This window comes from Zunongwangia sp., assembly GCF_048269745.1.
Lineage (GTDB): Bacteria > Bacteroidota > Bacteroidia > Flavobacteriales > Flavobacteriaceae > Zunongwangia.
Window position 1 is genome coordinate 1 of sequence record NZ_JBLXIB010000027.1, and the last position, 11,300, is coordinate 11,300.

At 35.5% G+C, this 11,300-nt stretch carries 17 protein-coding genes; 11 read left to right on the forward strand and 6 right to left on the reverse strand.

Features of this window, described 5'->3' with window-relative positions:
• The first annotated feature begins 208 nt into the window (after nt 1–208).
• The 8 genes from ACN0WI_RS16390 to ACN0WI_RS16425 all read left to right on the forward strand — a co-directional run bounded on the left by ACN0WI_RS16390 (nt 209) and on the right by ACN0WI_RS16425 (nt 6,334).
• A complete protein-coding gene (locus ACN0WI_RS16390; RefSeq protein ID WP_417888125.1) occupies nt 209–664 on the forward strand; it encodes a hypothetical protein in 456 nt (151 codons plus the stop codon).
• Nucleotides 665–790: 126 nt separating this feature from the next.
• Entirely contained in the window at nt 791–1,117 is a 327-nt protein-coding gene (locus ACN0WI_RS16395; protein WP_417888126.1) for a VOC family protein, read from the forward strand.
• 68 nt (nt 1,118–1,185) lie between these two features.
• Nucleotides 1,186–1,674 carry a DUF7000 family protein gene (locus ACN0WI_RS16400; RefSeq protein WP_417888127.1) on the forward strand — a complete coding sequence of 163 codons (489 nt, stop codon included), beginning with the start codon at nt 1,186–1,188 and terminating at the stop codon, nt 1,672–1,674.
• Nucleotides 1,675–1,919: 245 nt separating this feature from the next.
• Nucleotides 1,920–2,366 carry a hypothetical protein gene (locus ACN0WI_RS16405; protein ID WP_417888128.1) on the forward strand — a complete coding sequence of 149 codons (447 nt, stop codon included), beginning with the start codon at nt 1,920–1,922 and terminating at the stop codon, nt 2,364–2,366.
• Nucleotides 2,367–2,493: 127 nt separating this feature from the next.
• Nucleotides 2,494–3,939, forward strand: a complete 1,446-nt coding sequence (locus tag ACN0WI_RS16410; RefSeq protein WP_417888129.1) for a S41 family peptidase — start codon at nt 2,494–2,496, stop codon at nt 3,937–3,939.
• A gap of 126 nt (nt 3,940–4,065) precedes the next feature.
• Complete coding sequence (locus ACN0WI_RS16415) at nt 4,066–5,400, forward strand: nucleoside hydrolase-like domain-containing protein (RefSeq protein ID WP_417888130.1); 1,335 nt, start codon at nt 4,066–4,068, stop codon at nt 5,398–5,400.
• Between the two features lie 272 nt (nt 5,401–5,672).
• Nucleotides 5,673–5,954: a hypothetical protein gene (locus tag ACN0WI_RS16420; RefSeq protein ID WP_417888131.1), complete on the forward strand. Its 282-nt coding sequence runs from the start codon at nt 5,673–5,675 to the stop codon at nt 5,952–5,954.
• Nucleotides 5,955–5,986: 32 nt separating this feature from the next.
• Nucleotides 5,987–6,334 carry an aspartate/glutamate racemase family protein gene (locus ACN0WI_RS16425; protein WP_417888139.1) on the forward strand — a complete coding sequence of 116 codons (348 nt, stop codon included), beginning with the start codon at nt 5,987–5,989 and terminating at the stop codon, nt 6,332–6,334.
• 2 nt (nt 6,335–6,336) lie between these two features.
• Here the strand turns inward: ACN0WI_RS16425 and ACN0WI_RS16430 are convergent, their stop codons facing one another.
• Nucleotides 6,337–7,128, reverse strand: a complete 792-nt coding sequence (locus tag ACN0WI_RS16430; protein WP_417888132.1) for an MBL fold metallo-hydrolase — start codon at nt 7,126–7,128, stop codon at nt 6,337–6,339.
• Between the two features lie 156 nt (nt 7,129–7,284).
• Between ACN0WI_RS16430 and ACN0WI_RS16435 the strand changes: the two genes are divergently transcribed.
• The gene (locus ACN0WI_RS16435; RefSeq protein WP_417888133.1) at nt 7,285–7,554 is read left to right on the forward strand and encodes a winged helix-turn-helix transcriptional regulator; all 270 of its coding nucleotides are present in this window, start codon (nt 7,285–7,287) and stop codon (nt 7,552–7,554) included.
• A 10-nt stretch (nt 7,555–7,564) separates the two neighbouring features.
• On the opposite strand, the gene ACN0WI_RS16440 is transcribed toward ACN0WI_RS16435, so the two are convergent.
• The 5 genes from ACN0WI_RS16440 to ACN0WI_RS16460 form a co-directional block, all read right to left on the reverse strand.
• Entirely contained in the window at nt 7,565–8,023 is a 459-nt protein-coding gene (locus tag ACN0WI_RS16440; protein WP_417888134.1) for a carboxymuconolactone decarboxylase family protein, read from the reverse strand.
• Nucleotides 8,007–8,444: a GNAT family N-acetyltransferase gene (locus tag ACN0WI_RS16445; RefSeq protein WP_417888135.1), complete on the reverse strand. Its 438-nt coding sequence runs from the start codon at nt 8,442–8,444 to the stop codon at nt 8,007–8,009. Before ACN0WI_RS16445 ends, ACN0WI_RS16440 begins: the two co-directional genes overlap by 17 nt.
• Nucleotides 8,445–8,451: 7 nt before the next feature.
• Nucleotides 8,452–8,916 (reverse strand): DUF1097 domain-containing protein, encoded by a 465-nt coding sequence (locus ACN0WI_RS16450; RefSeq protein ID WP_417888136.1) that lies wholly within the window; start codon nt 8,914–8,916, stop codon nt 8,452–8,454.
• 61 nt (nt 8,917–8,977) lie between these two features.
• On the reverse strand, nt 8,978–9,487 hold the full coding sequence (locus tag ACN0WI_RS16455) for a Crp/Fnr family transcriptional regulator (protein ID WP_417888137.1): 510 nt from the start codon (nt 9,485–9,487) through the stop codon (nt 8,978–8,980).
• Between the two features lie 82 nt (nt 9,488–9,569).
• Nucleotides 9,570–9,824, reverse strand: coding sequence for a winged helix-turn-helix transcriptional regulator (locus tag ACN0WI_RS16460; protein ID WP_417888138.1), 255 nt, complete (start codon nt 9,822–9,824; stop codon nt 9,570–9,572).
• A 200-nt stretch (nt 9,825–10,024) separates the two neighbouring features.
• On the opposite strand from ACN0WI_RS16460, the gene ACN0WI_RS16465 reads away from it, so the two are divergent.
• Together ACN0WI_RS16465 and ACN0WI_RS16470 are read left to right on the forward strand one after the other, a co-directional pair.
• Nucleotides 10,025–10,390, forward strand: coding sequence for a hypothetical protein (locus tag ACN0WI_RS16465; RefSeq protein WP_417888141.1), 366 nt, complete (start codon nt 10,025–10,027; stop codon nt 10,388–10,390).
• Nucleotides 10,272–11,174 (forward strand): MFS transporter, encoded by a 903-nt coding sequence (locus ACN0WI_RS16470; protein ID WP_417888140.1) that lies wholly within the window; start codon nt 10,272–10,274, stop codon nt 11,172–11,174. Before ACN0WI_RS16465 ends, ACN0WI_RS16470 begins: the two co-directional genes overlap by 119 nt.
• Nucleotides 11,175–11,300 lie beyond the last annotated feature (126 nt).

The window sequence follows — 11,300 nt, forward strand, 5'->3', positions numbered from 1 at the left end:
CGGTTCATATAACCTTACTCCTCTCTTTTGTTCTTTCTGGTTAACTATCAAAATTTAGAGAATTTAAACTTAAGACGGTTAATCGCAAATAAGCGGCTATTAGATAAAATTGTGTAATTTTAGAAAACAAGCAAGAAAAGGATAAACCGACAAATTCGAGTCCTTACTCCCGCAACTTGCGATAATCGAGAACGTTACCCAACATTTGATGAAACAAAAGTTCTTAATTATAATTTCCATTTTATTGTTGACTTCAAGTTGTCAGAAAAAACGAAATCTTGATGGAAATTATTTTACTTGTCAAAATGGAGAATATACCGAAGTATATTTCAAAAATGATTCGATGAGAATTGCATCGGACAACGATTGGATTAAACTATCTGAATGGAGAAAAATAGATGTTAAATATGATTCACTATTCTTTACGACATTCGGGGAATGGAAAAACTTTTCGAAAGCTAAAATTAAATATTTAGAAGGAAATAAAATTCAATTATGGATTTTTGAAACTGGAGAAAATATTTACCTTAAACCTATTAATGAAAAACTGAATTTTAAAATAAAAAAAGATTTCTGGTATGGGTTTCACGATAGAAAAATAATTCAAATTGTGAACAATATAAAAAAACGTTGGGTAACAACGGCTATAATTCATTGCTGCTGACTTTCCTCTCGGAAAGTCTTCGCAAATTTGTTATCTTCGGTCTACAGCGGAAAATCATAGCGGATTTTCTCGCAACGAAATCCTAGCCAACCCCGTTGTGCGTAAGCTAAAAAGACAAAAACGAAAATGAAATACGGATACACAATAATCTATGTCGAGAGTGTAAAAGAAACAATTGAATTTTACGAAAAAGCATTTGGATTTCAACAGAAATTTGTAACACCCGAAAATGATTACGGAGAATTGATTTCAGGAGAAACGACAATTGCCTTTGCTTCAATTGAATTAGGCCAATCAAACTTCAAAAAAGAATTTGTATTAACTAACGGAACTGAAAAGCCATTTGGAGTCGAAATGGCATTCGTGACGGAGAATATTGAATCCGATTTTAAAAAAGCTATTGAAATGGGAGCGAACGAATTTGAACCTTTGACAGAAAAGCCTTGGGGATAGAAAGTAGGCTATTTGAGAGACAATAATGGCTTTCTAATTGAAATTTGTACTCCAATTAAAATGGACAAATGAAAAACCTGAATAAATATGTTTCGATTTATCAAAACCAGATTAAAAAGGGAGACATATTAATTGCTTACAATGAATTAGTCAAATTCCTTATGAATTTAAGAACGACATTCATTAAAAGACTTTCTGAAAAATATTCATTTTCAGGAATTCTTCATGGATATTTGGACTACACATATTTCTACTATTCAAACGATTTTTTGAAAACTAAAAAACTAAAACTCGGACTAGTATTAAATCACTTAGAAATGAGATTTGAGGTTTGGCTGCTTGGCAATACGAAACCGGTTCAAAAGAAATATTGGGAACTATCAAAAAGCACAAAGTGGAACAATAACAAAGATGAAATGCCGGAATACTCAATTCTAGAAACGATTTTGGTTGAAAAGCCTGATTTTAACAATTTGGACAAACTAACGGAACAAATAGAAACCAAAATGATTAAGGCTTCGGAAGAAATATTGGACTATCTAAAAACTTTAAATTGACTGAAATCAAACAAAAAGCCTAAAAAAGCCTACGACAACACGGTATATAGCAAATAGGGCGTTTAGTGGTTTACGAAAGTTCAGTACTTTTTACCAACACCGCCAAATCGTTGATTTGGCTTTTAAAATGAATAAGATAAAAACGAAATACAACGCTTTGGCTCAGTGCAATCTTGAAAGTTTATCGCTTTCTACTGCCCTACTTGCCATATACTAACCGTTGTGCATAATACTGACAAACTAAATTGGGATACACTTTAAAAGCATATATCGGAAAAGAAGAAAACTTGAATCCTATACTTAAAAAATATAGTGAATCGCAAAAAGTTAGCTTAAAAGGAGGAATTTATATGATTCCAATGACTGATGAGTTATTTGATGAAATAAATGAAATGGAATCTTCATCTGGAATCGCAACGTTTGAATTTCTAACTGAAAATATTGAACAAAAAACAATTGAAACGATTGGAAATCGAGAATTAGCATATGTTGAATCCGAATTTTTCGGAGGTCAAGGTGGACATATTGGAGTTATATGGCGAAATGGGAAACGAGATTTTTTGACTGAATCGGACAAAAGCTCTATGAATAAAATTTTGAAATTATTAGGAGTTAAAAGGTCTTTATTAAAAGACGAATTCGATACTATTGGACTAGCTGAAAATCGACATACTGAAGATTGGATTGAATAAAGTACTATGCACAACACGGTGTATAAAACATAGCTAATAAGTTCTAAACCGAAAGGTCTGTGTATATTTAGAAAGTCCGCAAAATTTTTAATTTAGCTTTTAAAAACTGATAATTTAAAAACATAATATGAAAAAAATATTATTTCTAATTACTCTAATCTCTCAAACAGTAGTTTATGGACAGGATTGTGATTGTACGTCAAATTTTGAATGGGTAAAGGAAACTATCGAGGAAAATGATGCTGGATTTCAATTTGTCATAGACAAAAAAGGGGAAGAGGCCTACGAGCAGCATAACAGAAGAATTAAAGATAAAATATCGAAATTAGAAAACTCTGATGGATGTGTAGATGCTATTAATAAATGGCTTGCTTTTTTTCGTTCAGAGCATATATCTTTTAAAAGAATAAACAGTGTACAACCTCAATCAGAAAATAAACCAAGTAATCAGGAGATTATTGAGAGTTATAAAGACTGGCAAAAAGTAGAAATCGACCTCGATGAATTCAAAAAGTATTTATCAAATAAAGAACAGCCTGATTTTGAAGGTATATGGGCTACAGGGTCTTACACTATAGGAATAATAAAAAAAGAAGATAAATACCTTGGTTTTATCATTGAGGCTGATGGCGTGTATTGGACTCCAGGTCAGGTAAAATTTATAATTAATAAAGACTTTTCTTCCACTTATTATATGAGAGACCACTCCGCTCAAAATATCGAGTTAGTCGAGTTAATAGGTAACAATTATATAGAAACTGGGATAATTACTCTTAAAAGAATTTCCCCAGACACAACTACTGAACCAGAAATTGAAAGATATATGAAAGCTATATCAGCTGAAAATCCATATTTTGAAAAAATAAATAATGAAACTACATTATTAAGAATACCAAGATTTTGGGGCCCAGTAAGGCAAAAAATTGATAGCGTAATTAATGCTAATAGAGAGACAATACTTTCAAGCCCCAATCTTATAATAGATCTAAGAAACAATGGTGGTGGTAGTGATAGAAATTACCGAGAACTTATTCCATTCTTGTATACCAATCCAATACGAGTGGTAGGCGCTGAATTTTTATCGACTCCATTGAATAATCAAAGGATGCTGGATATCGTAAATAAAGATTTATATGGTTTGGATGAGGAAGTTAAAAAATGGGCTCAGAAATCTTATGATACCTTATCAAAGCACATTGGAGAATTTGTAAATTTAGATGAAAAACCAGTTAGGGTGACCACTTTGGACACTGTTTTGGAAAACCCTAAAAATATTGGAATAATTATAAATGAAGGGATTGGCAGTACCACTGAACAGTTTTTACTTGCTGCTAAACAAAGTAAAAAAGTAAAACTATTTGGAACAACTACTATGGGAGTTCTTGATATTTCAAACATGTATTTTGTAAAGTCGCCTTGTAAAGATTATGAGTTGGGATACAGTCTCTCTAAAAGTATGCGAATCCCTGAAATGACCATTGACGATAAGGGTATCCAGCCTGATTTTTATATTGATAAGGAAATCCCAAAATACGAATGGATAAAATTTGTAACCGAAATATTGAATGAATAAAGCCAGTAGGTAACAAAGTATAAGCGCTAATTACTCGCAACCTCGTAACTATGCTTATACTAACCGTTGTGTGCAAGCTGAAAATATAAACAGTGTGAATAACATAAATAAAAGTTAATACAGATAATGAGATATATATTTCTATTTACATTTTTGTTGTGCGTAGACTATTGTTCAGCACAAGTTGACCAAAGCGACAAGCAAAGGCTCATTGTTACTACCGATCTTGGAGGCACAGACCCCGATGACATCCAATCTATGATTCATCTTTTGGTTTGCTCTAACGTAATAGACATTGAAGGCCTTGTAAGCTCCCAAGTTTGGATGGACGATCCTGACAAGACCGACAAGATAATTGAATCTATAAATTGGTATGAAGAAATATTACCCAACTTAAAAAAGCACGCCCAAGGATATCCCAATGCAAACTATTTAAAGTCAGTCACTAAGCGAGGCCAAGCGAAATCTAATATGTCTGGTGTCGGTAAAGGCAAAGACTCTCCAGGCTCAGAACTGATTATTTCTGTAGTTGACAATAAAGAAGATAAACGACCGGTATGGATTTCTGGATGGGGAGGCATGAATACTCTTGCACAAGCCCTGTGGAAAGTAAAGAATACTCGAAGCAAAAAAGAACTAAGAGAATTCATAAAGAAAATTCGGATTTACGATGTGCTTGGTCAAGATGATGCGGGTGCATGGATTGCAAAAAGCTTTCCTGACATTGTTTATATACGCAACAAAAAAATCTATGGATGGGCTCCATCTGACGAATGGACTAAGAAAAATGTTCAGAACATAATGCCATTAGGACAATATTATCCTGATAGGGTATGGGCAACGGAAGGCGATACACCTGCTTTTCTTTTTGTATATGCCAATGGATTAAACGCACCAGAACATATAGATTACGGAGGATGGGGTGGTCGATTTTCCACAGAAAAAATAAGTGGAATACGCGGCATGGATTTTATTGTCAAGAGTGGTAAAGATGAAACACAATATGACCCTTATTACATGTACGGCAGTACAGAAGAAGGCATTGACGCCATAAACAAATGGAAACAACACATTTTTAATGATTTTGCAGCCCGTATGTTGTGGACTACCACAGAAAACTATTCTGCTGTAAACCATCATCCGGTGGCTATTGTAGACGATAGCTCATTGAAAGTTATAAATAAAAAAGCTATCTCTGGAGATTCTTTGATATTTGATGCTTCGACATCAAATGATCCTGATGAGAATACGCTGGATTATAAATGGTCGGTTTATAATGAACCAAGTTCATATAAAGGTGCAATAACAATAGAAGAAAGTTCTTCATCGACATGTAAAATACTTTTACCTTCTGAGGCGTCAGGCAAGACAATACATCTTATTTTAGAAATAACTGACAACGGCACTCCAGCTTTGACTGCGTATAGACGAATTGTAATAAATGTAGACAAAGAAGAATAACTAAATGCCAGCACACAACACAGTGTAAAAACAATTGCTAGGTCTGTATTCATCGGAAAGTCCTGCGGACTTTACTAACGTTGTTTTTCTTTTTCTATCTTACAGACTAAACCACGCAACTGTTCTTACACCAACCGTCGTTACAGCACATATGACCAAAAAACTAACATTTGTCATAATCTCAATATTTCTGCTTTTAATTAGCTGTGATAAAAAGCAGACTGAATTGGAATTTGAAAAGTCTGTTGCGAATGAAATTTTTCCTGCATTACTTGATTCTGTATTCCACGATACAAGATTGGCACCACCACCAAATTCTGAATGGAGTGATTAATAACGTTTTGGGTGGTTTACAGTCTGTCGAAATGGTAATCTATTCATTAAATTTTGGCGATGTTCAGCAAGTAGGATGGCCAAATGCATTTGAATTGCTTTTAAAAACTTGTAAAGAATTGGAAAAAAGTGATGTTGACGGTATAGTTTTATGTGCCAATACAGCACATTTATTTACGGATGACATTCAGGAACAAATCAACCAATCATTAATATTATAACCGCAACGGCAAAAAATATTCGTGCTAAAGGCATTACCAAAGTCGGTCTGTTAGGCACCAAGTTCACGATGGAAATGGGGTTTTATCAATCCAAACTGAACGAATTTGGAATAGAAGTCTTAACACCTAAAAAGCCTGAAGACTTAGACCGTATTCAACACATTGTAAAAGAAGAACTAGGAAAAGGTTTAATGAAAGAAAGCTCAAAACAGGAATTTATCCAATTTTCAAACCATCTTATTCGGCAAGGCGCTCAGGGCATCGTTTTAGGCTGCACCGAAATTCCGTTACTGATTAACGAGCATGATTTTGAATCAATTCCTGTGTTTGATACTACCAAAATTCACGTACAGGCCATTTTGGATTTTATATTAAATTGAAATTAACGTAATGAAAAGTGTTCTCTGTCCATTGGTATATAGCATCGATTAAAGAAATCAGTTTTCGTCATTTCATTGAGAATAAACTCCCGATTTTCAGTACACGGACTCACTGATTCCAAATGCGTGATAATTATGGTGATTTCAGGAAAAGTAGCCGCAAGTGATTTAAGGTGTTCCACCGACATTGTTACCGGTTCCCCAATCGCAAAAGTGGCTGCTCCACCGGCTACCACCACATACCTTGGTTGGTACGTACGAATGCTGGATTTTACAGCATCACACCAAATAGTATCCCCGGCAAAATAGATGCTTTCATTTTTGGATAAAAATACAAATCCATTCACCACGCCCATTTTTTCCTCTATGGCACCTGTACCGTGTTTGCCTTCCGTAAGTACGATTTCAATCCCTTTAAAATGGATGGATGAAGTTACAGGAATGACCTTCGTAAAACCATAAGCCACCATTGTTTTTGCAATGATATCCGGACAAATGATGGTAAGGTTTTTATCCAAAAGTTCAACTGCTGCTGCATCCCAATGATCAGGATGAAGATGGGTAACCACTACCGCATCTAGCTTTTGGAGCTGTTTTTTCAATTCTTTACCCGAAAAAGGCAAGTCAACCAACGGATTTGCTCGGGGATCTTCAGTATACGGAAAAGCCCCAAACGATGATTGTTCCCCCAACATAGGATCCACTAAAAATTTTATGTTGTAAATGCTCACTAAAACCGTAGCATTACGCCATAACTGAAATTCCATAACAATAGGTTTGAATGCTTCTGCCAAAACTGAAAACAGCCGATTTACGCAGAGCTTTTTATTAAATTATCACTAAATTAGAAGGTCGCAAGCAGATCTTAAAGAAGTTTACGTTTAGGTAACCCATTTAATTTTTTGATGATGAATTATACCGAGTTCGAACAATGTGGATTAAAACGCAGTATGGAGGTACTGTCGGGAAAATGGAAACCCTTGATTTTACACCACCTCTTTCACGAGAAAGAAATACGCTTTATCGAATTATGGCGTAAAATGCCGCGGGTTTCCAAAAAAGTGCTGCTGGAGCAATTGCGACAAATGCATGCGCATCGTATTGTAGAGCGAATAGAACGAAATGGTTTTCCGCCACAAGTTGCTTATCGACTTCATCCAGATACAAAATCTTTAGGTCCCGCCTTGCAAATGTTAGAGACTTGGGGAAAAAGCCGATAGTTTAAATTTTCTAATGAGGATGCATCAATTTTGTGGAGACGGCAACCCTATTTAAAAAATTCATATGATTGATAGCGATAATGATTTGAGCGATTTCATTTTTGCTGAATAACGTACTCATCTTATCATACGTATCATCGGTAACTCCAGCTTCGGTTATTTTGGTAATTTCTTCCGTGAGTTTTAATACGGCTCTTTCTTTTTCAGAAAACAACGGACTTTCCTGCCAGGCGGATAAAGCGAATATCCTACGCTCGGTTTCTCCAAGTTTCAGGGCGTCTTTTGTATGCAAATCAATACAAAAAGCGCACTTATTGATTTGAGAAGTCCTTATTTTAATGAGTTCCCTAAGCTGTGGATCTAAAGAAGTATTAGCCAAATAGTGTTCAATTTCAATAATCAATTTCCAGCATTCCGGTTCCAGGGCTTTAATATTGATGCGTTGTTGAGGGTTAAAAGTTGTAGACATAATGTTTAAATTTTGTGTTAGTAAATCCGATTTTTCGATAGAGGTGTTGTGCACTTTTATTGTCATTGCCCGTTAAAAGCCAAACTTGATGGCGGTGGGTTTCCTGGGAAAATTTTAAAACACGTGTTAGTAATTGGGAAGCCACGCCCAAACCCCGAAATTTTTCTGATATAAACAGATCATTTAAGATCCATATTTTTTCTAGTTTGATGGTGGAGAATGAAGGGAAAAGCTGCGTGTAACCTACCAGCTTGTCTTCCAGAATAGCTACAAAAATGACACTGTTTCCCTTGTCCATTCGTTCTTTCAGAAAGCTTTTTACTTCCTCTGTGTTTGATTCTTGCTGATAGAACTTCCTGAAATTATTCATCAAAATCACCAGTGATGGTATATCCGTATGTGTTGCCTTTCGTATAATCATCTGTAGGTTATTTTTTAACGGCTAATTTTTGATGGAGAAACGTATCCAAACTTGCAATAGCATAACCTATAATGAGAGAAATGACCAGTATAAAAAGGGATAGCACTGTAATTTCAAAACCCGAAGAAAACCAGGTGATCAATCCCAAAAAGTAAGCCGGCACCGTATTTAAACGTTTCATTTTTGAAATGTAGAAAATACCGATCATAGCGATAAATACCGCTAAAGGAAAACCAAATTCCCCGATAAATGCTGAAAACCAAATCCCTGTATATTGAATAAACATCCCAATGAGGATTCCAGAAAATTGTTGAATCAGAATGGTAAAGGCAGTTTTAAGGTTAGTGCCAAAAAGATGATAACTCACCCAAGCGATAAAGATCACCCAGGGCGGTAAGCTAAAATAGGAAGCTATAAAAATAGCTAAAGCTCCCGTAAATCCTAACGATAAGGCCTGTTTTAAATTAGTCATAGTAATCTCGTTTTAGGGGAACAAAGATTACCAGAAACAAACAGCAAATTCTTAAACTGGTTTAAGAAAACTCTTTTCTGCGGATTTCACTTAAATATTCGGGCGTGAAGCCTAAAAATGAAGCGATAAGGTATTGGGGAGCCCGTTGAATAAATTCGGGAAAATTATCCCTAAAGTGGTAATATAAATCTTCCCGTGAATGCTCATACAGCAGTTTTATTCGGTATTGCGAAGCCGCGAAAGCACGTTGAAAAATCAGATGGAAATACCGCTCTAAAATCGGAAATTCTTTGAGCAGGGCTTCTTTAGCATCGGCACTTAATACCAAAATTTCACTGGGTTCTACTGTTCGGATGCTGAAGTTGGATCTATTTCTATTAGAAAAGGCAGCAAAATCGGTAGTCCACCAGTTTTCCAAGGCAAAATCAATCGTTTGTTCCGTGCCATTTTGCTTGGTATATAAAACCTGTAAACAGCCTTTGTTGACGAAAAACAGGTCTTGACAGATGGCCCCCTCTTTTAATATGTCTTTTTTCTTTTTAAAAACTTTAGTTTCAAAAAAATTATCCATAGTGCTGAGGTTGGTATCCCTAACCTCCACAAATTTTTCTATATGATTTATCAAAGCTGCTAGCATACCTTAAAATCTGATATTAGTTGAAAAGCTTTTTATGCCTGGCACCCCAGTCACTCAATTTTGACCAGAGAGGGATTAATTCGATGGCGATCGGGGTAAGCTCATAATCTACTCTGGGAGGCACTTCTGCATAAACGGTACGTTTTAGCAATCCATCTTTTTCAAGCTCACACAGCTGTAAGGTTAACATTCGTTCCGTGATTTTAGGGATCAACCTTCTAATCTCACTAAAGCGTAATTTACCGTTTTCCAGTTTGCATAGAATAAGCAACTTCTATCTGCCACCAACTTTACAAACCGCATAAGTTAAATCACATTCCATGATGGTTTTTTCGTTGAGCCTATTGGTTGAATTTTCTTTTCGCTTTCCCATTACTTACAAAATTGTTAGTACCATACAATTAGCTGTATACCCTACAAATTTATAGCATTCATTTTAATTTCATTGGTGAATTATAAAAATCCTTATTAATGAAAAAATATGCCTATATCGGTTGCCTTGGATTAATAGGAGTAATTACTACAGAGTTTGGAGTGATTGGAATCTTACCACAAATTGCGACGCACTATGAGATAAGTATTGATCGTGCCAGACTTCTATTAAGGGCTTTTGCACTAATCATCGCATTAACGGGACCTTTTATGACCCTGCTTGCCTCTGGGTTGGATCGAAAAAAAAGTACTGTTGCTTTCTATCTTATTATTTGTTATTACCGGAGTGATTTCTTCCTTTTCCCCGCCATTTTGGTTATTGATGTTGGTCAGGATTTTACCCGCTTTTTTGCAACCTGTTTATATAGCAACGGCACTTTCGGTAGCGGTATCTCAAGGCAATAAAAAGAACGAAAATGAATTAATGAGTATTGTTTTTAGCGGGGTAGCCATTGCGATGGTGACTACCGTTCCTTTTGCTACGTATATCGCGAGTTTATTTTCCTGGGAATATTCGTTTTATATACAATCGGTGATCAGTATCATCGCATTCATTGCCATATTTACTGTTTTACCTCCTATGCCCGTCAAAGAAAAGAAGTCGTATGGCAGTCAGCTAAAAATATTGAGAAAACCCACTTTTATTGCAAGTACCGCAATGAATTTCTTTATGATAGCCGCTTGGTTTTCTATCTACAGCTACTTTGCAGATTATCTAAACAGAGCTAAAAATATGTACAATACGATGGTGAGTTATATGATATTTGTATTTGGGGGCATTGGAGTACTCGCGAATTGGGTGTCCGGAAAAATGCTGGATAAAAATATCACCAAAACCACAGCTTTCTTTTTGTCGGGAACCATCCTGATCCCGATAATGCTTCATTTTTCAGGAGGAAATACAATAGCAACAATTGCGGTTATAGGAATCTGGGGATTTTTGTATTCTCCAAGTATTTTAAATGCTTCTACTTATATGATTTCGTCTGCACCTGAATCCTTGGAATTTGCGAATAGTCTTGCCACTTCATTTGGAAATTTAGGAATCACTTTAGGAACAACGGTAGGCGGTTGGCTCATCGCTACAAAAATTGTGGTTTATACTCCTTGGCTGACATTGTTTTTTGGTATACTGGCTTTACTTATGATGGGGATAAGAAGTTTGTTGGAGCGAGGGAAGCGTACTTGAATTGTAGAGAGGATTCAATTTGGATTTTGATGTAGAATAAAAAATCAACTAAAAGTTAATTACACTATCTAGGGCATCATCAGCATCTTTATGGATAAAGTTTGCCTGATAATTTATCGTAGTGGT

Excerpts from the sequence above, each read along its gene's own strand:
- ACN0WI_RS16390 (WP_417888125.1), top strand. The coding sequence starts at position 209 with ATGAAACAAAAGTTCTTAATTATAATTTCCATTTTATTGTTGACTTCA.
- ACN0WI_RS16395 (WP_417888126.1), top strand. The coding sequence starts at position 791 with ATGAAATACGGATACACAATAATCTATGTCGAGAGTGTAAAAGAAACA.
- ACN0WI_RS16400 (WP_417888127.1), top strand. The coding sequence starts at position 1,186 with ATGAAAAACCTGAATAAATATGTTTCGATTTATCAAAACCAGATTAAA.
- ACN0WI_RS16410 (WP_417888129.1), top strand. The coding sequence starts at position 2,494 with ATGAAAAAAATATTATTTCTAATTACTCTAATCTCTCAAACAGTAGTT.
- ACN0WI_RS16415 (WP_417888130.1), top strand. The coding sequence starts at position 4,066 with ATGAGATATATATTTCTATTTACATTTTTGTTGTGCGTAGACTATTGT.
- ACN0WI_RS16435 (WP_417888133.1), top strand. The coding sequence starts at position 7,285 with ATGGAGGTACTGTCGGGAAAATGGAAACCCTTGATTTTACACCACCTC.
- ACN0WI_RS16440 (WP_417888134.1), bottom strand. The coding sequence starts at position 8,023 with ATGTCTACAACTTTTAACCCTCAACAACGCATCAATATTAAAGCCCTG.
- ACN0WI_RS16445 (WP_417888135.1), bottom strand. The coding sequence starts at position 8,444 with ATGATTATACGAAAGGCAACACATACGGATATACCATCACTGGTGATT.
- ACN0WI_RS16450 (WP_417888136.1), bottom strand. The coding sequence starts at position 8,916 with ATGACTAATTTAAAACAGGCCTTATCGTTAGGATTTACGGGAGCTTTA.
- ACN0WI_RS16455 (WP_417888137.1), bottom strand. The coding sequence starts at position 9,487 with ATGGATAATTTTTTTGAAACTAAAGTTTTTAAAAAGAAAAAAGACATA.
- ACN0WI_RS16465 (WP_417888141.1), top strand. The coding sequence starts at position 10,025 with ATGAAAAAATATGCCTATATCGGTTGCCTTGGATTAATAGGAGTAATT.